Source organism: Pseudomonas sp. PAGU 2196 (genome assembly GCF_022179005.1).
GTDB classification, from domain to species: domain Bacteria; phylum Pseudomonadota; class Gammaproteobacteria; order Pseudomonadales; family Pseudomonadaceae; genus Aquipseudomonas; species Aquipseudomonas kermanshahensis.
On sequence record NZ_BNTL01000029.1, the window covers coordinates 40,635 to 64,238 of the forward strand.

Below are 23,604 nucleotides of genomic sequence, written 5' to 3' on the forward strand. Positions count from 1 at the left end.
CGCGGGCGGCGCTCGATCTTGAGAACACCACAACACTCAAGCCCTACACCTGCCGCCCCTCGCCCATCGCCCCTCCCACATACCATTCGTAAATAAACCGCCTCAGCACCTTGCACCGCGCCTGCGTGCTCACTACCTTAGCGCCTTCCAAACCCCCGCCACGCCTTGCAGGAGCCCTTGTCATGGCCGCCCCCGCCTTTCCTCCCTTCCGCCCGCGGTTCACGACCGCTGCCACGCTGCTCGGCATGCTCGGACTCGCCGGTTGCCAGATGGGCGGCTACCAGGACAGCGTGCCACCGACCACCGGCGTACAGCCGCTCAAAGGCCTGGCACAAAACGTCTCGGTACGGCGCAATGCCATGGGCGCGCCGTTGATCGAGAGCGGCAACTTCCATGACGCGCTGTTCAGCCTCGGTTACGTGCACGCTGGGGATCGCATCGAGCAGATGGTCGCCATGCGCCTGCTCGCCCAAGGCCGCCTCGCCGAACTTGCCGGCAGCGATGCCCTCGACATCGACCGCCTGATGCGCGCCGCCAACCTCAAGCAAAGCGCCGCCCAGCAATACGCCGACGCCTCGCCACGGCTCAAGCGCTTCTTCGAGGTCTACGCCCGCGGCGTCAACGCCTACCTGTTCCGCTACCGCGACAAGCTGCCCGCCAGCCTGGCCAGCAGCGGCCATCGCCCTGAGTACTGGAAGCCAGAAGACTCGGCGCTGATCTTCAGCCTGTACGCCTTCAGCCAATCGGTGAACCTGCAAGAAGAACTCAGCGCCCTGACCCTGGCGCAGAAGGTCGGCAGCGACAAGCTGGCCTGGCTGCTGCCCGGCGCACCGGACGAACCGTTGGCCGACAGCGAAGTGGACAAGCTCAAGGGCCTCAACCTCGCCAACCAGCTACCCGGCTTGCCCGCCCTGGCGGCAGCCAGCCAAAAGCTCGCCGACCTCGACCTGCTCGGCAGCCCAGGCTCGGCCAACCTGGCCTTGGCAGGCCAACGCAGCCGCAGCGGCAAGAGCCTGCTGGCCAGCGACAGCCAGGCCGCCTGGGCGCTAAGCCCGGTGCAGATCCACACTGGCAAGTACCAGGTCGCCGGCCTGTCGCTGCCGGGCCTGCCGATCGTGCTGGCCGGCTACAACGGCAAGATCGCCTGGAGCAGCAGCGCCGTGATGGCCGACAACCAGGACCTGTACCTGGAGCAACTGCGCCGCCAAGGCAACCAGCTGAGCTACCTGGCCGACGGCAAATGGCTGCCAGCACGGGCGCGCAGCGAAACCTTCTTAGTGCGTGGCCAACGCCCGCTGCGCGAGGTCATGTACGACACGCGCCACGGCACTCTGCTTGCCCAGCCGGCAAGCGCCAGCCTGGGCCTGGCCCTGAACCTGCCTCAATTCAAGGGCGACCGCAGCCTCGACGCGCTGTTCGACCTGACCCGCGCCAAGACCGTCGAACGTGCATTCGACAGCACCCGCGAAGTCGCCGCCGCGGCGCTCAACTTCGTCTTCGCCGAGCCAGAGCACATCGGCTGGCAAGTCAGCGGGCGCTACCCTAACCGCCGCGAAGGCCAGGGCCTGCTGCCTTCGCCCGGCTGGGACGGCCGTTACGACTGGGACGGTTACGCTGACCCGATGCTGCACCCATACGATCAGGACCCGCCGGCTGGCTGGATCGGCCACGCCAACCAGCGCAGCCTGCCGCGCGGCTACGGCATGCAGTTGTCCAACACCTGGTACTACCCCGAGCGCGCCGAGCGCCTGGCTCAGTTGGCAGGCAACGGCCGTCACGACAGCCGCAGCCTGATGGCCCTGCAAAACGATCAAGTCACCCTGCTGGCCGACAAGCTCAAGCAGATGTTCGACGCCCCGGGCATGGCTCAACCGCTCAAGCAAGCCATCGATGCCCTGCCACCCGCTCAGCGTGACAAGGCCCGCGACGCCTTGGCCCGGCTCAAGGCATTCGATGGCCGCCTGAGCCCGGTGTCGGCAGATGCCGCGCTGTACGAACTGTTCCTTCAGGCCTTCGCCCGCGAAACCTTCCTCGACGACCTCGGGCCAGAATCCAGCCCTGCCTGGCAGGCGTTCGTCAGCAACGCGCGGCTCTCCTACTCGGCACAGGCCGACCACCTGCTGGGCCGCGAGGACAGCCCGTTCTGGGATGACCGCAGCACCCCGCAGAAAGAAGAAAAACCGGTGATTCTCGCCCGCAGCCTGGCCGCTGCGGTGGATGCCGGCACTGCACAACTCGGCGCCGACCGCCGCGCTTGGCAGTGGGGCAAGCTGCACCAGTACCGCTGGCCGGCACCGGCCTACCATGGCCTGGGTGATGCCCTCAGCCGTTCACCGCTGGCTGCCGGCGGCGACTTCAGTACCCTTGCCCTCACCCCCTACGCCTGGGGCAGTGACTTCGACACCCGCCTGCCAGCGTCGGCACGCATGGTCGTCGATTTCGGCCAGGCCGAACCGTTGCAGGTGCTGACCAGCAGCGGCCAGTCTGGCAACGCGGCAAGCCCGCACTACAGCGACGGGTTGGATGCCTGGTTCAAGGGGCGCTTCATGAGCCTGCCGCTGCAACCGCAGAACTTTGGGCGGGCCTATGGCAACCCGCGGCTGACCTTGGTGCCGGGTCGGTAAAGGAGATGGTGTGATGCCGTGAGTGCATGACGCCTCCCTTGTAGCGCCTGTGAGATCGAGCGCCGCCCGCGCGGCGCTCAATCTCACAGGCGCCACAGCCCCCACGACGAACTCACTCGAACTTCCCATCGCCCACCGTGCTCCTAACTGGTAACCCACCACCAGCGCCCGTGCCATGGACCTCGTTATCGCCCGCCCCGAAGGCCTGTACTGCCCGCCCGGTGATTTCTACATCGACCCCTGGCGGCCGGTGGACCGTGCCATCATCACCCACGGCCACGGCGACCACGCCCGCACCGGCAATAACCATTACCTGACCGCCGCACCCGGCGCAGGCATCCTGCGCAGCCGACTGGGCCAGGACATCAACCTGCAAACCTTGGCCTACGGCGTGCGCATCCTCCACCACGGTGTCACCCTGAGCTTGCACCCCGCCGGCCATGTGCTGGGCTCGGCGCAAGTACGCCTGGAATACCAAGGCCAGGTTTGGGTCGCTTCGGGCGACTACAAAGTCGAACCCGACGGCACCTGCGCCCCCTTCGAGCCAGTGCGCTGCCACACCTTCATCACCGAGTCGACCTTCGGCCTGCCTATCTACCGCTGGCCCCGCCAGCCTCAGGTGTTCGCCGGTATCAACGCCTGGTGGCGCGCCAATTGCTCGCAGGGCAAGGCCAGCGTGCTGTTCTGCTACGCCTTCGGCAAAGCGCAGCGCATTCTCCACGGGCTGGACGCGAGTATCGGGCCGATTCTGGTACACGGCGCGGTCGAGCCGTTGAACCGTGTGTACCGCGAAGCTGGCGTGCACCTGCCGGAAACCCGCTATGCCGGCGACATCCCGCGCAACGACCCATTAATGCGCCAAGCCTTGGTCCTGGCCCCGCCCTCTGCCGGGGGCAGTAGCTGGATGCGGCGCTTCGGCGATTACAGCGATGCCTTCGCCAGCGGCTGGATGCTGTTGCGCGGCACACGCCGGCGGCGTGGCGTCGACCGCGGCTTCGTGCTGTCGGACCACGCCGACTGGCCGGGCCTGCTGTGGGCCATTGGCCAGACCGGCGCGGAGCGCGTGATGGTCACCCATGGCTCGGTCAACGTGCTGGTGCGCTACTTGAGCGAACAGGGCCTGGATGCTCGCGCCTTCGCCACCGAATACGGCGACGAAGACGAGCCCGCGCCATCGGAGCCCGAGGCATGAAAGCCTTCGCCGCATTGTACCTGCGCCTGGACGCGACCACCTCCAGCAACGCCAAGCTCGACGCCTTGCGCGACTACTTTGCCCAGGCGCCTGCCGAGGATGCGGCCTGGGCCGTGTACTTCCTCGCCGGCGGCCGCCCGCGGCAACTGGTGCCAACCCGTGTGCTGCGCGAACTGGCGACTGAGCTGGCAGAACTGCCTGAATGGCTATTCGAAGAGAGCTATCAAGCCGTGGGCGACCTGGCCGAAACGATCTCGTTGCTGCTGCCCGAGAACAGCCATGGCAGCGACGAGGGGTTGGCCCACTGGGTCGAGACACACCTGCTGCCCCTTCGAGGCCTGCCGCCCGACGTGATCCGCCAGCGCCTGCCGCCGCTCTGGGCGCAGCTCGACCGGCCAAGCCTGATGCTGTGCCTGAAGCTGATCACCGGCAGCTTTCGCGTCGGCGTGTCCAAGCTATTGGTCACCCGCGCCCTGGCGCAACTGGCCGGCCTGGACGCCAAGCGCGTGGCCCAGCGCCTGGTCGGCTACACCGACATCAGCCACCGCCCTACCGCCGCCAGTTACCAGCAGTTGATCGCTGCCGAGTCGGCGGATGAACACCGCCAGCGTGGCGGTCAGCCCTATCCTTTTTTTCTGGCTCACCCGCTGCAGGCGCCCGTCGAGCAGTTTGACGCGCAACTCGGCCCGCCGAGCGACTGGCAGATCGAATGGAAGTGGGATGGCATCCGCGCACAGGTGGTCAAGCGCGACGGCCAGCTGTGGGTCTGGTCGCGTGGGGAAGAGCTCGTCACCGATCGCTTCCCCGAGCTGCACAGCCTGGCGCAAACACTGCCGGACGGCGTCGTGCTCGATGGCGAGATCCTGGTGTGGAAACCAGGGGCAACGGACGATGCCCTGGCCGTGCAACCCTTCGCACTGTTGCAGCAACGCCTGGGCCGCAAGACCCTGGGCAAGAAGCTGCTGGCCGACGCGCCCGTGGTGCTGCAGGCCTATGACCTGCTGGAATGGCAGGGCGAGGATTGGCGCAACCAGGCGCAGCACGTACGTCGTCAGCAGTTACAACACCTGGTAGCGGATTGCCCGCTGGCGCCTGTGCTGCTTTCGCCCTTGCTCGAAGGGCAAACCTGGGCCGAGCTGGCCGAACAGCGCGAGCAGTCACGCAGCCTCGGCGTGGAAGGCCTGATGCTCAAGCAGCGCGAGGCCTTGTATGGCGTGGGTCGCACCAAAGACATGGGCACCTGGTGGAAGTGGAAAATCGACCCGTTCAGCGTCGATGCCGTGTTGATCTACGCCCAGCGTGGCCACGGCCGCCGCGCCAGCCTCTACAGCGACTACACCTTCGCCGTCTGGGACGCGCCGCCCGGCACGGCCGGGCGAGCATTGGTGCCCTTCGCCAAGGCGTATTCAGGGCTGAGCGACGAAGAGATGCGCAAGGTTGACGCGATCATCCGCAAAACCACAGTGGAAACGTTCGGCCCGGTACGCAGCGTGACCCCGACCTTGGTGTTTGAACTGGGTTTCGAAGGCATTGCCCTGTCCAAACGCCATAAAAGCGGCATCGCCGTGCGCTTTCCACGCATGCTGCGCTGGCGCCTGGACAAACCGGTCGAAGAAGCCGACGACCTCGCCACGCTGCAGGCACTGCTGATCTGACAGTGCCTAATTCGCACAGGCGCAGACGCAAAAATTATGCTTCTATCTGTGTGCCGACCCGTGTCGCAGACCGTATTCGCCACGTAGCCAGGACTACCATGCACCATTCGACCCACGACCTGCTTTCTCCCGTACCGGGCATTTCACGCCAACTGCACAGCTTTCACTTTGGCCCACGCGGTGGCGGCAAGGTGTACATCCAGGCCTCGCTGCATGCCGACGAGCTGCCCGGCATGCTGGTGGCCTGGCACCTCAAGCGCAGGCTGGCCGAGCTGGACCAACAGGGCCGTCTGCAGCGGGAAATCATCCTGGTGCCGGTGGCCAACCCGGTCGGTCTCGAACAGGTGCTGCTGGACGCCCCGTTGGGGCGCTTTGAACTGCAGAGTGGCGAGAATTTCAATCGCAACTTCGTCGACCTGTCCGACTCCATCGGCGATCAGGTCGAAGAACACCTGACCCAGGACGCCGCACACAACGTCGCCTTGATCCGTGAATACCTGCGCCGCGGGCTAGACGCCCACCCCGCACGCACCCCACTCCAGGCCCAGCGCCTGATCTTGCAACGCCTGGCTTGCGACGCCGACCTGATACTCGACCTGCACTGCGACTTCGAAGCCGTCGAGCACCTGTACACGACGCCCGATGCCTGGCCACAGATCGAGCCACTGGCCCGCTACCTGGGCGCCCAGGCGAGCCTGCTGGCCACCGATTCAGGCGGGCAATCGTTCGATGAATGCTTCAGCCTGGTCTGGTGGCAGTTGCAGCAACGCTTTGGCAAGCGCTTCCCGATTCCGCTGGGCTGTTGCTCGGTCACTGTCGAATTGCGCGGCCAGGCGGACGTGAGCCATGACCTGGCCGGCAAGGACTGCCAGGCAATCCTCGACTTCCTGACCCACAACGGCGTCATCGAAGGCACCTGCGCCCCCCTTCCTCCACTGCCCCGCGCGGCCACGCCCCTGGCGGCCGTAGAGCCCGTGTCGACGCCGCTTGGCGGTTTGCTGGTGTACCACGCGCGCCCAGGCCAGCACCTGCAAGCCGACCAGTTGATCGCCGAAGTCATCGACCCGCTCAACGACCGGGTGACTGCGGTGCGCAACAGCCAACCCGGCCTGCTGTACGCCCGTAGCGTGCGCCGCATGGCGACGGCAGGCATGGTCATCGCCCATGTGGCGGGCGAGCAGGTGTGCCGCAGCGGCTACCTGCTGGGGAATTGATCCGGTAAAACCAATGCCCCTGGCGGGCGGTCAGTAGAAGCACAGCCTTCGAAGGATCACCCGCCCCATGGCCGCCTCCACCGACCTCGCCAACGCCTGGTTCGCCCTGCGCGGCTGGAAACCCTTCGCCTTTCAGCGCCGTGTCTGGGCGGCCGTCGAACGCGGCGAGTCCGGGCTGTTGCACGCCAGTACCGGCGCCGGCAAAACCTACGCCGTCTGGCTGGCGGCCCTGCGCGCGTTCGCCGTTGCCAGCTCAGCCCGCCAGCCGGCCCCCTTGCAGGTGCTGTGGGTGACGCCCATGCGCGCCTTGGCCGCCGACACCGCGCGTGCCTTGCAAGCGCCGCTCGATGAGCTGGGCCTGAACTGGAGCGTGGGCGTGCGCAGTGGCGACACTGGCAGCGCCGAACGCGCGCGACAGGCCCGGCGCCTGCCCAGCGTGTTGATTACTACCCCCGAGAGCCTGACCCTGCTGCTGACCCGGGCACAGGCCCGTGACGACTTCGCCAACCTGCGCCTGGTGGTGGTGGATGAATGGCATGAGCTGCTGGGCAACAAGCGTGGGGTACAATTGCAACTGGCCCTGGCACGCCTGCGCCACTGGCACCCGCCGCTGCTGACCTGGGGGCTTTCGGCCACCCTTGGCAACTTGCAGCACGCACGCGACGTGCTGTTGCCAGGCGATGGGTTGCTGGTGCAAGGCCGGCAAGACAAGCAACTGCAGGTCGATACCCTGCTGCCCGACGCGATCGAGCGGTTCCCCTGGGCAGGGCACATGGGCTTGAAGATGCTCGATCAGGTCAGCCGGGAGCTCGACAGCAGCGCCAGCAGCCTGGTCTTCACCAACACCCGCGCCCAGGCCGAACTGTGGTACCAGGCGCTGCTCGAGGCACGCCCCGACTGGGCCGGCCTGATCGCCCTGCACCACGCTTCGTTGTCCCGCGACACCCGCGACTGGGTCGAGCGAAACTTGAAGCAAGGGACGCTTAAAGCCGTCATCTGCACCTCCAGCCTGGACTTGGGCGTGGATTTCCTGCCCGTGGAGCGGGTGCTGCAGATCGGCTCGGCCAAAGGCATCGCCCGCCTGATGCAGCGCGCCGGTCGCTCTGGGCACGCACCGGGGCGCCCCTCGCGGGTAACCTTAGTGCCCACCCACAGCCTGGAATTGGTGGAGGCCGCTGCGGCCCGGCATGCCCTGCTCGCCGGGCAGATCGAGGCCCGGCGCTCACCACAGCTGTGCATGGATGTGCTGGTGCAACACCTGGTCAGCATGGCCTTGGGCAGTGGCTTTCGCCCCGAGCAGTTGCTGGCCGAGGTACGCAGCACCTGGGCCTTCCGCGCGTTGCGCGACAGCCAGTGGCAGTGGGCGCTGGACTTCGTCTGCCACGGCGGCAACTCGCTCAGCGCCTACCCTGACTACCAACGTGTCGAGCCCCACGCCGACGGGGTCTGGCGGGTTGCCAGCGAGCGCCTGGCACGGCGCCACCGCATGGGCATCGGCACCATCGTCAGCGAGGCTAGCCTGCAGCTCAAGTACTGGAGCAAAGGCGGCGGTGGCAAGTCGCTGGGCAGTGTCGAGGAAGCGTTCATCGCCCGCCTGCGGCCTGGTGATAGCCTGGTCTTCGCAGGGCGCGTGCTGGAACTGGTGCGCGTCGAGAACATGACCGCCTACGTCCGCCGCAGCACCTCGCGCAAGGCCGCCGTGGCCCGCTGGAATGGCGGGCGCATGCCGCTGTCCAGCGAACTGGCCGATGCCCTGGTCGAACAACTCGATGCCGCCGCCCACCAGCGTTACGAAGGCCCGGAAATGCGCGCCATACGGCCATTGCTGGCCTTGCAGGCAAGCTGGTCTGCACTGCCGACTACCCGCACGCTGCTGGCCGAAACGTTGAAATCACGCCAAGGCTCGCACCTTTTTCTGTACCCGTTCGCCGGGCGCATGGCCAACCTCGGCTTGGCCAACCTGATTGCCTGGCGGGTCAGCCAGGTGCAACCGCTTTCAGTCTCAATTGCGGTCAGTGACTATGGCTTTGAGTTGCTCAGCCCAAGCGCGGTGGATTGGGCCACCCATTTGCCCAGCGCGCTCTCGACCGAGCACCTGCTGGAGGATGTACTGGCCAGCCTGAACGCAGGCGAGATGGCGCTAAGGCGCTTTCGCGAGATCGCCCAGATCGCCGGCCTGGTGTTTGGCGGCTACCCGGCGGCGCAAAAGAGTACCCGGCAGATCCAGGCTTCGAGCGGGCTGTTCTACGAGGTGTTTCGCAAGCACGATGCCGACAACCTGCTGCTGGGCCAGGCACGGGACGAAGTATTGCGCGAAGAACTGGAAATCGAGCGTCTGCACCGGCAGTTGGCGAAGCTGGGCCAACTGCAGCTGGACCTGCGTGAATTACGCCGCCCTGGGCCACTGGCCTTTACCCTGCTGGTGGAAGGCATGCGCGAAACCTTGAGCACGGAAAAACTCGCAGACCGCATTGCGCGGATGGTCGCAGACCTGGAAAAAGTGGCGGGTAACAACGCATGAATGATCACCTGGCCATCGAGCACTGCGGCGAAACCCTGTGGTTACTGCCGGACAAAGCGCTGTACTGGCCTGCCCGCCGGGCCCTGCTGGTAGCGGATGTGCATATTGGCAAAGCCGCCAGCTATCGCGCCCTGCATCAGCCCGTGCCGCGGGGCACCACCGAAGCCACTTTGGCGCGCCTGGACCAACTGCTGACAAGCCATGAGTGCCAGATGCTGATCATTTTGGGCGATTTCCTGCATGCCCGCACCGCGCGCGCACCGGCAACGCTGGCCAAGCTGCAAACATGGCGGGAACGGCACGCCGGACTGCGCATCGTGCTGGTGCGTGGCAACCATGATCGCCACGCGGGCGACCCACCGCCTGCGCTGGGTATCGAGGTGGTCGAAGAACCCTGGCTGCTGGCACCTTTCGCCTTACAGCACGAACCCGTCGTTCACCCCCAGCACCCAGTGCTGGCGGGCCACGTCCACCCGGTGTTCGTGTTGCAAGGGCGGGCCAGACAACGTCTGCGCCTGCCCTGCTTCCTGATGGGTGACGCGATCAGCTTGCTACCGGCCTTCGGTGAATTCACCGGTGGCTGGCGCGTGCACCCCGACGCCGAAAACCGCGTGTTTCTGGCCGGCGCCGGGCGGGTATGGGCGCTCTAAAGCAGCGCCCACTCAGGCGACGGGCGCAGGAGGTGGTTCGTCGGGCAAGGTTGGCTCACCGGGCTCCATGGGCTGCGTCTCGCCCGGTTCCGGTGGTTGAGGGGTATCGGGATCAGGCTGGTGGGGCACGCCGCCCGCCTGCATCGGCAGCGGATGCGCCAGCAGTGACCATGGCAACATACCGACCTGGTTAGGCTGCAGGCCAGCCAGCTTGGCACTGATTGCGGGATGGAGTTTCATTGGCAGCTCCTGACGAGAGCCGACACGCATCATGCACATCGGCAGGTTACCCGTTGGAGTACCAAATGCGCGGGGAATTCCCCGCGCTCGTCGGCTCAGGTGCGTGGCAGGGTGACGCCGCGCTGGCCCTGGTACTTGCCGCCGCGGTCCTTGTAGGACACTTCGCACTCTTCGTCGGACTCGAGGAAGAGCATCTGCGCCACACCCTCGTTGGCATAGATTTTTGCCGGCAAGGTGGTGGTGTTGGAGAATTCCAGCGTCACGTGGCCTTCCCACTCGGGTTCAAGCGGGGTGACGTTGACGATGATGCCGCAGCGCGCATAGGTGCTTTTGCCCAGGCAGATGGTCAGCACGTTGCGTGGGATGCGGAAGTACTCCACCGTGCGGGCCAAGGCGAAGGAGTTTGGCGGGATGATGCAGACGTCGCTCTTGACGTCGACGAAGCTGCCGGCGTCGAAGTTTTTCGGGTCGACGGTGGCCGAATTGATGTTGGTGAACACCTTGAATTCGTCGGCGCAGCGTACGTCGTAGCCGTAGCTGGAGACGCCGAAAGAGATGACTCGGCTGTCGTGCTCGCCGCGCACCTGGCGCTCGACGAACGGTTCGATCATGCCGTGTTCCTGCGCCATGCGGCGAATCCACTTGTCCGATTTGATGCTCATGGCGGGGGTGTCCTGAAGAGTTGCGAGGTGAAAATCGTGAGGCGCATCTTACCGGTCCCAGCGCCCTCTTCAAAGTTCCATCCTGCATTCTTGCTACAATCCCCGCCAGGCGGGGCCTACAGCTGCCACCGATCTGAATTTCAGTAAAGCGGCTTCTGGCCATTGGCAGGTTGCGGAAAGTGGGTTAAGGTGACGCCACTGTGCTGCACGTGACACCGAGAATCTCTAGTTTGACGCACGATCCTGATCGGCCCATATCTGAATTTTCTGCTCTCTTTGCACTCAGTCCCGGGCAGGGTTTTTCCTGACCGTAATCAACTTTGTCCAAGGAGACAGAAACATGTCCAATCGCCAAAACGGTGTTGTTAAGTGGTTCAACGACGAGAAAGGCTACGGCTTCATCACCCCTCAGTCGGGTGACGACCTGTTCGTGCACTTCAAAGCCATCCAAGCTGACGGCTTCAAGACCCTGAAAGAAGGCCAGGCTGTTACTTTCGTCGCTACCCGCGGCCAGAAAGGCATGCAGGCTGAAGAAGTTCAGATCGCCTAAGTCGATCTCAGCTTTCTAGCTTTCAAAAAAACCCGCCTTCTGGCGGGTTTTTTTATGCCTGGCTGAAACCGGTGCTGGCTTCTTCGCGGGTAAACCCGCTCCTACAGGCCTGCGGTGTACCTGTAGGAGGGGGTTTCTCAGGTCAATCCTCGCTGATGGTAATGCTCGGCATCGCCGGCGCTGCGGCTTCCTGCAGCACGATCCGCGCACCGACCTGGCGGGCCAGCTCCTGATACACCATGGCGATCTGGCTTTCCGGCTCGGCAATCGCCGTCGGCTTGCCACTGTCGGCCTGTTCGCGGATCAGCATCGACAACGGCAGCGAGGCCAGCAGGTCGACACCGTACTGGGCTGCCAGCTTCTCACCGCCGCCTTCGCCGAACAGGTGCTCGGCATGGCCGCAGTTGGAGCAGATGTGCACGGCCATGTTCTCGACCACGCCCAGTACCGGGATATTGACCTTGCGGAACATCTCCACGCCCTTCTTGGCGTCCAGCAGGGCGAGGTCCTGCGGGGTGGTGACGATCACCGAGCCCGCCACCGGCACTTTCTGCGCCAGGGTCAGCTGAATGTCGCCGGTGCCTGGCGGCATGTCGATCACCAGGTAATCGAGGTCATCCCAGGCGGTCTGGGTCACCAGCTGCAACAGCGCACCCGACACCATCGGGCCACGCCACACCATCGGCGTGTTGTCGTCGGTGAGAAACGCCATGGACATGACTTCTACACCGTGCGCCTTGATCGGCACAAACCACTTCTGCTCGCGAATCTGAGGGCGGGTGCCTTCTGCGATGCCGAACATCACGCCCTGGCTGGGGCCATAGATATCCGCATCGAGAATACCGACCCGGGCGCCTTCACGGGCCAGGGCCAAAGCCAGGTTAGCGGCAGTGGTCGACTTGCCGACGCCACCCTTGCCCGAGGCCACGGCGATGATGTTCTTGACGTTGGCCATGGCCGGCACCTGGGCCTGGGCCTTGTGCGCGGCGACCACGCAGTCGATCGACACCTGGGCGCTGCTGACGCCGTCAAGGTTGCCGATGGCGGTCTGCAGCACCTGGGCCCAACCATTCTTGAACAACCCAGCGGCATACCCCAGTTGCAACTGCACACTGACCTGCCCGCCCTGGATATCCACGGCGCGCACGCAACCGGCGCTGACCGGATCCTGGTTCAGGTAGGGGTCGGTGTACTGGCGAAGCACGCCTTCGACGGCGGCACGGGTGACGGCACTCATGGAGACTCCCATTGGCAAACTGAATGTAAAACAGGCGCCTATCCTAACCCGTCAATCGTCAGCAGGTGCGTCTGTGGGGTGAAATATCTTCGCCAGCCCTTTATAGTGGCCGATCACCCTCATTTTTACCCCGTAGCCAGATAAGTAGCCGAGCCACCATGTCCGAGCCACGTCAGATTCTCGTCACCAGCGCCCTGCCCTATGCCAATGGATCAATCCACCTTGGCCATATGCTCGAGTACATCCAGACAGACATGTGGGTCCGCTTCCAGAAACTACGCGGCAACCAGTGCATCTATGTCTGCGCCGATGACGCCCACGGTTCGGCCATCATGCTGCGCGCCGAGAAGGAAGGCATCACCCCCGAGCAGTTGATCGCCAATGTACAGGCCGAGCACAGCGGCGACTTTGCCGACTTCCTGGTGGATTTCGACAACTTCCACTCGACCCACAGCGAAGAAAACCGCGAGCTGTCCAGCCTGATCTACACGCGCCTGCGTGACGCTGGCCACATTGCCACCCGTTCGGTAACCCAGTACTTCGACCCCGAAAAGGGCATGTTCCTGGCCGACCGCTTCATCAAGGGCACCTGCCCCAAGTGCGCGGCCGAAGACCAATACGGCGACAACTGCGAGAAGTGCGGCGCAACCTACGCCCCGACCGAGCTGAAGAACCCCAAGTCGGCCATCTCCGGTGCCACCCCGGTACTGCGTGACTCCCAGCACTTCTTCTTCAAGCTGCCTGATTTCCAGGCCATGCTGCAGCAGTGGACCCGTAGCGGCACCTTGCAGGAAGCCGTCGCCAACAAGCTCGCCGAATGGCTGGACTCGGGCCTGCAAGAGTGGGACATCTCCCGCGATGCGCCGTATTTCGGCTTCGAGATCCCGGGCGAGCCGGGCAAATATTTCTACGTCTGGCTGGACGCGCCAATCGGCTACATGGCCAGCTTCAAGAACCTCTGCGCGCGCCGCCCAGAGCTGGATTTCGATGCTTTCTGGAAGGAAGACTCCAGCGCCGAGCTGTACCACTTCATCGGCAAGGACATCGTCAACTTCCACGCCCTGTTCTGGCCAGCGATGCTCGAAGGCGCGGGCTTCCGCAAGCCGACTGCGGTCAACGTGCACGGCTACCTGACCGTCAACGGCGCCAAGATGTCCAAGTCGCGCGGCACCTTCATCAAGGCCCGTACCTACCTGGATCACCTGCAGCCGGAATACCTGCGTTACTACTACGCGGCCAAGCTGGGCCGTGGCGTCGATGACCTGGACCTGAACCTGGAAGACTTCGTGCAGAAGGTCAACTCCGACCTGGTCGGCAAGGTGGTCAACATCGCCAGCCGTTGCGCAGGCTTCATTCACAAAGGCAACGACGGCATGATGGTGGCCGGTGATGCCGCACCCGAGCTGACCGAAGCCTTCCTGGCAGCCGCGCCGTCCATCGCCGAAGCCTATGAGAGCCGTGACTTCGCCCGCGCGATGCGTGAAATCATGGCCCTGGCCGACCGCGCCAACGCCTGGATCGCCGACAAGGCGCCTTGGTCGCTGGCCAAGCAGGAAGGCAAGCAGGACGAAGTCCAGGCCATTTGCGCCCAAGGCATCAACCTGTTCCGCCAGTTGGTGATCTTCCTCAAGCCAGTACTGCCGGTGCTGGCTGCCGACGCCGAGGCCTTCCTCAATGTCGCGCCGCTGACCTGGAACGACCACCAGTCGCGCTTGGAAAACCACAGCCTGAATGCCTTCAAGGCACTGATGAGCCGTATCGAACCCGCCAAGGTCGAAGCCATGGTCGCTGCCAGCAAAGAAGACCTGCTGGCCGCCGAAGCCAAGGCGCCGGCCGGCAATGGCGAACTGGCCAAGGACCCGCTGTCGGCGGAAATCGAATTCGATACCTTTGCCGCCGTCGACCTGCGCGTGGCCCTGATCGTCAAGGCCGAGGCCGTACCCGGTGCCGACAAGCTGCTGCAACTGACGCTGGACATCGGTGACGAGCGCCGCAACGTGTTCTCCGGCATCAAGTCGGCCTACCCCGACCCGTCCAAGCTGGAAGGCCGCCTGACCATGATGGTCGCCAACCTCAAGCCTCGGAAAATGCGCTTTGGCGTGTCGGAAGGCATGGTCATGGCTGCCGGCCCCGGCGGTGAAGAAATCTACCTGCTCAGCCCGGACAGCGGCGCCAAGCCAGGCCAACGCATCAAGTAAGCCCCCAGCCCCGGCCTCTGTGCCGGGGCTGTTCCATCGGCCGCTGAATGCCGGACAATCGATACGAATCCCGGCTATCGTCATGTCATGAGTGACTACGTTCTGGTCCTGATCAGCGCCACCCTGATCAATCACCTGTGCCTGCAGCAACAGCCAATATCGTGGCTGCGCGTGCATGTGCTCGGCTTGGCCTGCGCCTTGTCCGTGGCACTTGCCATGATCGGCGCTCACCTGTTCAGGTGGCTGGTGCTCGACCCTTGGCAGTTCCACGACCTGAGCCTGTTCCTGTTGCTGCCCTGGTTGGCATTGCTGGCCTACGGCGTGCCATGGGCGCTGGCCAGGCTACGCGCCGACTGGCCCGTGGCAGACCTGCCTGCAGTGCTGCTGAGCAACGTCGCCGTGCTGGGGTTGGCCCTGGAGGAGACAAGCGCTGGCACGGCCTGGCTTGCGACGCTAAGCAAAGGCCTGCTGGCCGGCGTGGGCTTGTGGCTTGCGCTGGCCCTGTTCGCGGACCTGCGCCAGCGCAGCGCCCACGCCGACATACCTGTTGCCCTGCGTGGCTTGCCAATCGAATTGCTCGGTGTGGGCATCATGGCCTTGGCATTTTCCGGTTTCAACGGACTTTTTGCGCAATGACCCCGACCAAGGCAAAGCTTGACCCACGCCTGCGTACCAGCATGGGCCTGGTGCTACTGGCCTGTGCCCCCGGTTTGCTAGCACTGCTGTGGGTGCAGGGCTGGGGGCTGCTGTGCAACCTGATGCTGTGTGCCAGTGCAGCATTGCTCTGCGAAGCGCTGCTATTGGCCCTGCGCGGCCAACCTGTAGGAGTGACGCTGAGCGATGGCAGTGCACTGGTCACTGCGGTGCTGCTGGCGGCCGCCCTTCCTGCGCTGGCCCCTTGGTGGCTGCCCATGGTCGCCGCTGGGGTGGCGATCGGGGTTGGCAAACAGGCCTTCGGCGGTGTCGGCCGCAACCTGTTCAACCCAGCCATGGTGGGCTACGCCTTCGTACTGCTGAGTTTCCCGTTGCAGATGAACCATTGGCCAGGGCACGCGCCGGGGTTGCTCGAGAGCCTGCAGCAGGTAGTGGGCGGCGGCGAGCACATTGATGCCTGGGCACAACCGACAATACTCGACGGCCTGCGCCACAACCGCAGCCTGACCATCGATGAACTGTTCGCCAGCCACCCCGGGTTCGGCAGCATCGGTGGGCGCGGCGGCGAATGGGTCAACTTGGCGTTTCTGCTGGGCGGGTTGTTTCTGCTCCAGCGCAAAGTGTTCAGCTGGCATGCACCCGTGGGTTTGCTGGCTGGCCTGATGTTGTTCAGCCTGCTGGGCTGGAACGGCTCAGGCTCCGATTCCAACGGTTCGCCCTTGCTGCACCTGTTCTCTGGATCGACCATGCTGGCGGCTTTTTTCATTGCCACCGAGCCTGTCTCCAGCCCCAAAAGCGAGTGGGCCAAGCTGCTGTTCGGGTTTGGCACAGGCCTGCTGATCTACCTGATTCGCACCTGGGGCAGCTACCCCGATGGCACGGCGTTCGCCATCCTGCTGATGAACCTCATGGTCCCCAGCCTTGAACGGCTGGCCTTGCGCCGCCAAGAGGCTGCCCGATGAAGCGCCTCGCGCAGGCGGCAGTGTTGCTAGCGACAGCGGCGTTGGCCTTGTCGACGACGCTGATCTGGCGCTCGTGGACCACGCCCACCATTGGCCAAGCTGAAAAACAGCTGCAGAGCCGCCAGCGGCTGGCAGTGCTCCCCGAGGCCAGTTACGACAATCACCCATTGGATACCCCCCTGCCAACGCCCGACGCACAACTTGCGCACAGCCGCATCGTGTCGGCCTACCGGGCGACGCTGGCGGGCACGCCTGCAGCGGTCGTCCTGATCACCCAGGCCCAGGGCTATGCTGGGCCGATCGTCTTGACCATCGCCATTACGCCCGACGGGCGCCTGCTGGGAAGCCAGGTGGTCGAGCAGCAGGAAAGCCCCGGGCTCGGCGGGCGCCTTGCCGACCCGCAGGTGCACTGGCTGACGCAATTTGCCAATCGCAGCCTGGGTGATCACTGGGCACTGAAGCGTGACCAGGGCGACTTCGACCAATTGGCAGGCGCAACAGTCACCTCGCGGGCAGTGATCGAGGCGCTGCAAGATGCCCTGCGCTATTTCGATGAGCATCGTCACGCACTCCTTGAGGGCCTCCCCCATGAATAGGGACTACGTGCTGGTCGCCGCCCTCGCCCCGCTGTTAGGGGCGACGCAAACGCTGCCCATGGCGGCTGTCATGGGCGGGTGCGCGGTGTTGATGGTTGGCCTGCATCAAGCCTTGCTGATGCCATTGCGCAACCGCCTGCATGGAGCGGCCTACGTGCTAGCTAGCCTGCTGATACTCGCTGGCCTGGCCAGTTGCCTGCAATTGGCCCTGCGTGCCTGGCTGCTGCCCCTGGCGCTGCTCCTGGGCCCGTACCCCGCACTGTTGTGCCTGACGTGCCTGGCAATGGACCGGCTGCTGCCGGAAGCAGGTCGATGGCGCTCATTGCTGCTGCACCTGGGTGGCCTGCTGGCTGCATACCTCGTACTCGGCGCCTGTCGCCAAGGGCTGGGCGAAGGGCTGGGCGTGCACCTTGCCAGCCTCGCCCCGGGCGCACTGCTACTGCTCGGAGTGCTGTTGGCCCTGTACAATCACCTGCGTCCGGGCCCTGCCCACCCACGTCGTCAAGGAAAGCCCTGAGTCCATGAATGCCGCAAAACGCCTGGAGATATTTCGCAGGCTGCACGAAGACAACCCTGACCCGAAAACGGAACTGGCCTACACCACCCCGTTTGAGTTGCTTGTCGCCGTGACCCTTTCAGCGCAATCCACCGACGTAGGCGTCAACAAGGCCACCGCCCGGCTGTTCCCGGTCGCCAATACCCCGGAGGCCATCTACGCCCTGGGCGTCGAAGGGCTGAGCGAATACATCAAGACCATCGGGCTCTACAACAGCAAAGCCAAGAACGTGATCGAAGCCTGCCGGCTTTTGATCGAGCGCCATGGCAGCCAGGTGCCTGAAACCCGCGAAGCGCTGGAAGCACTGCCCGGTGTGGGGCGCAAAACGGCCAACGTGGTCCTCAACACGGCGTTCCGGCAGCCGACCATGGCGGTGGACACGCATATTTTCCGGGTCAGTAACCGCACCGGTATCGCACCCGGTAAAACCGTGCTGGAAGTCGAGAAGAAGCTGATCAAGTTCGTACCCAAGCCCTACCTGCTCGATGCCCACCACTGGCTCATCCTTCATGGGCGCTATGTATGCCAGGCGCGAAAGCCCCGCTGTGGGAGCTGCCGAATCGAAGACCTGTGCGAATACAAGCACAAGACGTCTGACGATTGAGCCGATAGTTAAAAACCACCCTGCGCGATTGAAAAAATCTTTTTTACCAGCGTCAGCTTTCTGGTTATAAGGACGGCCAATGGCCCCTTGGCTTGGAGCGACTCATGAGTGCTGATAAAGACGACCTGTCAATCGAAGATGATTTTGTTGCCGCAGATGATGAAGCGGAGCCCCAGGTAGAGACTGCAAAGACCAACCTCAGTAAACGTCGCACCATCGACAACCTGCTGGAAGAGCGACGCCTGCAGAAGCAACTGGCCGATTTCGACTACGACTTATAGACCCTTGCAAAGCCTCCCACCGGGAGGCTTTGCAGCGCAGCGCTCAGTTCAACCCGTGGCGCTGTGCCAGCTCGATCAGGTCTACCAGCGACCGGGCGTTGAGCTTGAGCAGCAAACGGGACTTGTAGGTACTGACAGTCTTGTTGCTGAGGAACATGCTGTCGGCAATTTCCTTGTTCGAGCGCCCGCGCGACAGCTGCTGCAAAACGGTCATCTCCCGGGCCGAGAGACGGTTGACCATGTCCGTCTCGCTGCCACCGCTGCCCCTGCCTCGCGAGGCGTGCAAGGCCTGATTAGGGAAATAGCTGTAGCCTGACAACACCGCCTTGATGGCGCTTAGCAGCTCGGTCAACTCCTGCTGCTTGCACACATAACCCGCCGCCCCCGCCTGCATGCAACGCATCGAGAAGTTCCCAGGTACCTGGGAGGTCAACACCAGCACCTTGCTGCCTGGGCTGAATGCCGCCATGCGGGCGATGACCTCAAGGCCATCGAGCTTGGGAATGCCGATATCCAGCACCACGATATCCGGTAGGTGCTCACGCGTCAGTTGCAAGGCGGCCACGCCGTTATCGGTTTCCGCAACGACGTCATACCCATGCCGCTCCATCAGCATGCGCACGGCCAGGCGTATGACCGGATGGTCATCCACGATAAGGACTTTATTCATGTGATATCCATTCATTCATTATTTTTGCTGTGGCACGCCACGATAACCGACAGAACGCTTAATGGCGCGACGATTTGTCAATGAAACTCATGAATAGACGAGCCCTACAACACTTACAGAAATTTCCTACACAAAACCTGGCAGCACGCTAATCGTGAGTATTCATGTCTCGCAAGAAACGTAGCACTGACCCGATCGAGTGAACCAGTTGAAAACAAACTTCCGCGCGAAGAATAGGCCACTTTAAATGCGCGAAAAAAATCAGGCACCCGCCGTTGTGCCGACAATGCGCAGTCGGGAAACACTACAGCCTTTAGTTGAGCATAACAGTACGGTAATGATGAGCAAAACCGCAGGAGACAGCCATCATGCCCGACGTACAACCTGTCGCCCCGCTGACGATCATTGCTATCTTCGCGGGGATCATCGAAGCATCCGCCCTTGCAACACTGCCGTTTCTCAGCGAATCCAGCCAGAGTCTCTATACCTGGTTTCTGGTCGGCTTTCCGTTCTTCCTTACAGCCTTGTTCTTCCTTACCTTGAACTTCAATTACAAGTCGTTCTATAACCCTGCCATAAAAAAAGTAACAACCGACAACCCAGAGACTGAATCGCCTGAACCTGTGACCGTTATCTTTACCGGCCCCGATGCACAACAAAGGCTGGAACAACATATCCTCGTGGCACTCGCACACGCGCCTGAATCAACACGCACGTGGCACTTCCTTAATCTGGACAAGCGCCAATGCGCACGCCTGTCTATCAGTGCGCTTCAGGAGGACGTCGTCAATCACAAGGCTTAAAAGCCATTGGCATAACGCCGCAAAAAAAAACCCCGGCCTGAGCCGGGGTTCGTGCAACGCTTGCCAGTACTTAGAGCAGCGAACGGCCCTTGTTGGCGGCAATGCGCATGCGCAGTGCATTGAGCTTGATGAAGCCCGCAGCGTCGGCCTGGTTGTAAGCGCCGCCGTCTTCTTCGAAGGTCGCGATGTTGGCATCGAACAGCGAGTCGTCCGACTTGCGGCCGACAACGGTGACATTGCCCTTGTACAGCTTCAGGCGTACCACGCCATTCACGTTGACCTGCGAAGCGTCGATCATCTGCTGCAGCATCACGCGCTCCGGGCTCCACCAGTAACCGGTGTAGATCAGGCTGGCATACTTCGGCATCAGCTCATCTTTCAGGTGAGCGACTTCGCGGTCCAGGGTGATCGACTCGATCGCACGGTGGGCGCGCAGCATGATGGTACCGCCAGGGGTCTCGTAGCAGCCACGCGACTTCATGCCGACGTAACGGTTCTCGACGATGTCCAGACGGCCGATGCCGTTGGCACCACCGATGCGGTTCAGGTCAGCCAGAACGGTAGCCGGAGACTTCTCGACACCATCGATGGCAACGATGTCACCGTTGCGGTAGGTCAGTTCGATGTAGGTAGCCTGGTCCGGGGCGTTCTCCGGGGAGACGCTCCAGCGCCACATATCTTCCTCGTGCTCGGTCCAGGTATCTTCCAGGACACCGCCTTCGTAGGAAATGTGCAGCAGGTTGGCGTCCATCGAGTACGGCGATTTCTTCTTGCCATGACGCTCGATCGGGATGCCGTGCTTCTCGGCGTAGTCCATCAGCTTCTCGCGGGACAGCAGGTCCCACTCACGCCATGGGGCGATGACCTTGACGCCCGGCTTGAGCGCGTAGGCACCCAGCTCGAAACGTACCTGGTCGTTGCCTTTGCCGGTCGCGCCGTGGGAAATGGCGTCGGCGCCGGTTTCGTTGGCGATTTCGATCAGGCGCTTGGCGATCAGCGGACGGGCGATGGAGGTACCCAGCAGGTACTCGCCTTCGTAGACGGTGTTGGCGCGGAACATCGGGAACACGAAGTCACGCACGAATTCTTCGCGCAGGTCGTCGATGTAGATCTCTTTCACACCCATTGCCTGTGCCTTGGCACGGGCCGGCTCGACCTCTTCGCCCTGACCCAGGTCAGCGGTGAAGGTCACCACTTCGCAGTTGTAGGTATCCTGCAGCCACTTGAGAATCACCGAAGTATCAAGGCCGCCGGAATACGCCAGTACGACCTTATTTACGTCCGCCATGCCATCACTCCACGGGGTTGTACGGAAAGGGGTCGATTCTAACGGCGTTGTGGAAAAATTTACAGTGGGGCGACAGCTTCTGACGACAAAGCGACAGTAATTGTCGAGGGCGCGACGTTGCCTGAATGGATGCTTGGAGGGGATTGCGGTCTGGGCATGGGGGGCATGGCTTGAGAGGTGTAGCGCCTGTGAGATCGAGCGCCGCGCGGGCGGCGCTCGATCTCACAGGCGCTGAAAATGTTGTGGCGAACCCCTAATGACCCTGAAGCAATCACTTGCCATGCCCCCACGACCTCAGGGTAGCTTCGCCCCCGGCGCCACGGCAGCCGGGCTAGCTGGCGCCGGAGCAGCAGCTGGCACTGTTTGCTCAACCGGCTTCTCCACCGTTTTTTCAACCATCGCAACCCGGTCCAGCTCGATACTCACCCGCCGATTGCGAGCCCGGTTAGCGGCATTGTTGTTCTTCGCCAATGGGTAACGCTCGCCATGGAAGCGCACGGTGATTTGCGCTTCGGGCACGCCATGGGCCTTGAAGTAGTCCGCCACTGCCACTGCCCTGCGGCGCGACAGGTCACGGTTGGTCAGCCGGTTTCCGCTGTTGTCGGAGTGCCCGTCGAGCTCGATGTGGTTAACCGTCGGGTCGGCCTTCATGTAATCCAGCACAACGTCCAGCCGAGCCCGAGCCGAATCGTCCAGATCGATGCCGCCCCCAGGGAAGCCCACCTGCGTCTGCCTCACCTGGTCGTAATTCATCGGCAGCAACTTGCTGGCACAGGCCTGGTAGTCGCTGTAGGCCTTGGCGAAACTCACCGGCAGTACCCGCACCTCCATTGCCCGCCCCGCCTCGCCGGTGTAGTTGCGCACCACCGTGCTGCGGCCATCGAGCAAACCATTGATCAGTCGGCCGGCCTGCCCTTGGGACGAGCTGAACAGCACGCCGCTACGCGCCATCCGCACCACACCCAGGTTGATATCACCACGCCCCGGCTGCCAAGGCGCCGCTGCGGCCAGCAACGTGGCAGACCCAGCCCCCAGCGCGTTACTGTGCGAACGCAGCTGGAACACCGGCAGCTCACCGGCCCGGCGCACGAATTCGCCACTGCCAAAACCGTCAATCGGCTGGATCAGGCGGCACTCGAACTGGTCGCCCTCAACTTGCCAGGCAATGTTCTCCATGCGCGTCTGGAAAGTCAGTGCACCGGCCGGCAGGCTGGCGAACAGGGTCAACAGGGCTAGGTAACGCTGGCGCACGGGCGGCTCCACAAATTCTGACGGCTTACCTGCAGGGTATCGGACGCCACCCGAAAAACTTGATAGCCGTGCTCGGCCCAGGGTTTTCCGGTAGCATTGGGCCTTGAGTTCGACCCGCCTGGAATCCCCAATGTCCGATCGCCTGACCCTCCTGCGTCCCGACGACTGGCACATCCATCTGCGCGATGGTGCCGTCCTGCCCCATACCGTTGGCGATGTGGCGCGTACCTTCGCCCGTGCCATCATCATGCCCAACCTCGTACCGCCGGTGCGCAATGCCGTCGAAGCTGGCGCCTACCGTGAGCGCATCCTTGCCGCGCGCCCGGCCGGCAGCCGCTTCGAACCGCTGATGGTGCTTTACCTCACCGACCGCACCAGCCCCGAGGACATCCGCGCGGCCAAGGCCAGCGGTATCGTGTACGCCGCCAAACTGTACCCGGCCGGCGCCACGACAAACTCCGATTCAGGCGTGACTAGCATCGACAACATCTTCCCCGCTATCGAAGCGCTGGCCGAAGTTGGCATGCCGCTGTTGGTGCACGGTGAAGTGACCCGCAGCGAGATCGACGTGTTCGATCGCGAGAAGCGCTTCATCGACGAGCACATGCGCCGTGTGGTCGAACGCTTCCCAACGCTCAAAGTGGTGTTCGAACACATCACCACCAGCGATGCCGCTCAGTTCGTCACCGAGGCCTCGGCCAACGTCGGTGCCACCATTACCGCCCAGCACCTGCTGTACAACCGCAACCACATGCTGGTTGGCGGCATTCGCCCGCACTTCTATTGCCTGCCGATCCTCAAGCGCAACACCCACCAGGTGGCGCTGCTGGATGCTGCCACCAGTGGCAGCCCGAAATTCTTCCTCGGCACCGACTCGGCCCCTCACGCCCGTCACGCCAAAGAAGCCGCCTGCGGTTGCGCCGGCTGCTACACCGCGTACGCGGCCATCGAGATGTACGCCGAAGCGTTCGAGCAGCGTAACGCGCTGGACAAACTCGAAGGCTTCGCCAGCTTGCACGGCCCGGCCTTCTATGGCCTGCCGGCGAACACCGACACCATCACCCTGGTCCGCGAAGAGTGGACTGCCCCTGAAAGCCTGCCGTTTGGCGAGCAGACCGTGGTACCGCTGCGTGCCGGCGAGAAGCTGCGCTGGCGCCTGCTGGAGGAAAACGCGTGAGCGAAGACCTCTACGAAGA

The 23,604-nt window shown here is 63.5% G+C and carries 22 protein-coding genes; 16 read left to right on the forward strand and 6 right to left on the reverse strand.

From position 1 onward, the window contains the following. Positions 1 to 182: 182 nt before the first annotated feature. From MFF34_RS22355 to pdeM, 6 genes are all read left to right on the forward strand, one after another. The gene (locus MFF34_RS22355; protein ID WP_238216507.1) at positions 183 to 2,624 is read left to right on the forward strand and encodes a penicillin acylase family protein; all 2,442 of its coding nucleotides are present in this window, start codon (positions 183 to 185) and stop codon (positions 2,622 to 2,624) included. 175 nt (positions 2,625 to 2,799) lie between these two features. Next, positions 2,800 to 3,816 (forward strand): ligase-associated DNA damage response exonuclease, encoded by a 1,017-nt coding sequence (locus MFF34_RS22360; RefSeq protein WP_238216509.1) that lies wholly within the window; start codon positions 2,800 to 2,802, stop codon positions 3,814 to 3,816. Continuing rightward, positions 3,813 to 5,471, forward strand: a complete 1,659-nt coding sequence (locus MFF34_RS22365) for an ATP-dependent DNA ligase (RefSeq protein WP_238216511.1) — start codon at positions 3,813 to 3,815, stop codon at positions 5,469 to 5,471. Before MFF34_RS22360 ends, MFF34_RS22365 begins: the two co-directional genes overlap by 4 nt. A 98-nt stretch (positions 5,472 to 5,569) precedes the next feature. Continuing rightward, positions 5,570 to 6,685: a succinylglutamate desuccinylase/aspartoacylase family protein gene (locus MFF34_RS22370; RefSeq protein ID WP_238216513.1), complete on the forward strand. Its 1,116-nt coding sequence runs from the start codon at positions 5,570 to 5,572 to the stop codon at positions 6,683 to 6,685. A 67-nt stretch (positions 6,686 to 6,752) separates the two neighbouring features. Beyond that, positions 6,753 to 9,206 (forward strand): ligase-associated DNA damage response DEXH box helicase, encoded by a 2,454-nt coding sequence (locus MFF34_RS22375; protein ID WP_238216515.1) that lies wholly within the window; start codon positions 6,753 to 6,755, stop codon positions 9,204 to 9,206. Then, positions 9,203 to 9,856, forward strand: a complete 654-nt coding sequence (gene pdeM, locus MFF34_RS22380) for a ligase-associated DNA damage response endonuclease PdeM (protein WP_238216517.1) — start codon at positions 9,203 to 9,205, stop codon at positions 9,854 to 9,856. The genes MFF34_RS22375 and pdeM overlap by 4 nt, the downstream gene beginning before the upstream one ends. Before the next feature lie 12 nt (positions 9,857 to 9,868). On the opposite strand, the gene MFF34_RS22385 is transcribed toward pdeM, so the two are convergent. Both MFF34_RS22385 and dcd read right to left on the reverse strand, forming a co-directional pair. Continuing rightward, positions 9,869 to 10,096 carry a hypothetical protein gene (locus tag MFF34_RS22385; protein ID WP_027594208.1) on the reverse strand — a complete coding sequence of 76 codons (228 nt, stop codon included), beginning with the start codon at positions 10,094 to 10,096 and terminating at the stop codon, positions 9,869 to 9,871. A 95-nt stretch (positions 10,097 to 10,191) separates the two neighbouring features. Then, positions 10,192 to 10,758, reverse strand: coding sequence for a dCTP deaminase (gene dcd, locus MFF34_RS22390; RefSeq protein ID WP_012313046.1), 567 nt, complete (start codon positions 10,756 to 10,758; stop codon positions 10,192 to 10,194). Between the two features lie 340 nt (positions 10,759 to 11,098). Between dcd and MFF34_RS22395 the strand changes: the two genes are divergently transcribed. Next, on the forward strand, positions 11,099 to 11,308 hold the full coding sequence (locus MFF34_RS22395; RefSeq protein ID WP_027594207.1) for a cold-shock protein: 210 nt from the start codon (positions 11,099 to 11,101) through the stop codon (positions 11,306 to 11,308). Positions 11,309 to 11,450: 142 nt separating this feature from the next. Here MFF34_RS22395 and apbC read toward each other — a convergent pair whose 3' ends face one another. Beyond that, positions 11,451 to 12,545 carry an iron-sulfur cluster carrier protein ApbC gene (apbC, locus tag MFF34_RS22400; RefSeq protein ID WP_099430263.1) on the reverse strand — a complete coding sequence of 365 codons (1,095 nt, stop codon included), beginning with the start codon at positions 12,543 to 12,545 and terminating at the stop codon, positions 11,451 to 11,453. A gap of 158 nt (positions 12,546 to 12,703) precedes the next feature. Here apbC and metG point away from each other — a divergent pair, with 158 nt between their 5' ends. From metG to MFF34_RS22435, 7 genes are all read left to right on the forward strand, one after another. Beyond that, positions 12,704 to 14,743, forward strand: coding sequence for a methionine--tRNA ligase (gene metG, locus MFF34_RS22405; protein WP_238216520.1), 2,040 nt, complete (start codon positions 12,704 to 12,706; stop codon positions 14,741 to 14,743). 87 nt (positions 14,744 to 14,830) lie between these two features. After that, positions 14,831 to 15,379 (forward strand): Rnf-Nqr domain containing protein, encoded by a 549-nt coding sequence (locus MFF34_RS22410; protein ID WP_238216522.1) that lies wholly within the window; start codon positions 14,831 to 14,833, stop codon positions 15,377 to 15,379. Next, positions 15,376 to 16,359, forward strand: a complete 984-nt coding sequence (locus MFF34_RS22415) for an RnfABCDGE type electron transport complex subunit D (protein ID WP_238216524.1) — start codon at positions 15,376 to 15,378, stop codon at positions 16,357 to 16,359. The genes MFF34_RS22410 and MFF34_RS22415 overlap by 4 nt, the downstream gene beginning before the upstream one ends. Further along, complete coding sequence (locus tag MFF34_RS22420; protein WP_238216527.1) at positions 16,356 to 16,955, forward strand: RnfABCDGE type electron transport complex subunit G; 600 nt, start codon at positions 16,356 to 16,358, stop codon at positions 16,953 to 16,955. Before MFF34_RS22415 ends, MFF34_RS22420 begins: the two co-directional genes overlap by 4 nt. Further along, positions 16,948 to 17,472 (forward strand): Rnf-Nqr domain containing protein, encoded by a 525-nt coding sequence (locus tag MFF34_RS22425; protein ID WP_238216529.1) that lies wholly within the window; start codon positions 16,948 to 16,950, stop codon positions 17,470 to 17,472. Before MFF34_RS22420 ends, MFF34_RS22425 begins: the two co-directional genes overlap by 8 nt. A gap of 4 nt (positions 17,473 to 17,476) precedes the next feature. Further along, positions 17,477 to 18,115, forward strand: coding sequence for an endonuclease III (gene nth / locus MFF34_RS22430; RefSeq protein WP_027594200.1), 639 nt, complete (start codon positions 17,477 to 17,479; stop codon positions 18,113 to 18,115). Between the two features lie 104 nt (positions 18,116 to 18,219). Then, positions 18,220 to 18,396 carry a PA3496 family putative envelope integrity protein gene (locus tag MFF34_RS22435; protein ID WP_027594199.1) on the forward strand — a complete coding sequence of 59 codons (177 nt, stop codon included), beginning with the start codon at positions 18,220 to 18,222 and terminating at the stop codon, positions 18,394 to 18,396. A gap of 43 nt (positions 18,397 to 18,439) precedes the next feature. Here MFF34_RS22435 and MFF34_RS22440 read toward each other — a convergent pair whose 3' ends face one another. Then, positions 18,440 to 19,066 (reverse strand): response regulator transcription factor, encoded by a 627-nt coding sequence (locus tag MFF34_RS22440; RefSeq protein ID WP_033702663.1) that lies wholly within the window; start codon positions 19,064 to 19,066, stop codon positions 18,440 to 18,442. Positions 19,067 to 19,434: 368 nt separating this feature from the next. Here MFF34_RS22440 and MFF34_RS22445 point away from each other — a divergent pair, with 368 nt between their 5' ends. Next, positions 19,435 to 19,869, forward strand: a complete 435-nt coding sequence (locus MFF34_RS22445) for a hypothetical protein (protein WP_238216531.1) — start codon at positions 19,435 to 19,437, stop codon at positions 19,867 to 19,869. A gap of 70 nt (positions 19,870 to 19,939) precedes the next feature. Here the strand turns inward: MFF34_RS22445 and MFF34_RS22450 are convergent, their stop codons facing one another. Both MFF34_RS22450 and MFF34_RS22455 read right to left on the reverse strand, forming a co-directional pair. Further along, positions 19,940 to 21,157: an argininosuccinate synthase gene (locus MFF34_RS22450; protein WP_027594196.1), complete on the reverse strand. Its 1,218-nt coding sequence runs from the start codon at positions 21,155 to 21,157 to the stop codon at positions 19,940 to 19,942. Positions 21,158 to 21,451: 294 nt separating this feature from the next. After that, complete coding sequence (locus MFF34_RS22455) at positions 21,452 to 22,408, reverse strand: OmpA family protein (RefSeq protein WP_238216533.1); 957 nt, start codon at positions 22,406 to 22,408, stop codon at positions 21,452 to 21,454. Positions 22,409 to 22,538: 130 nt separating this feature from the next. Between MFF34_RS22455 and pyrC the strand changes: the two genes are divergently transcribed. Further along, on the forward strand, positions 22,539 to 23,585 hold the full coding sequence (pyrC, locus tag MFF34_RS22460; RefSeq protein ID WP_099455143.1) for a dihydroorotase: 1,047 nt from the start codon (positions 22,539 to 22,541) through the stop codon (positions 23,583 to 23,585). Positions 23,586 to 23,604: the final 19 nt, after the last annotated feature.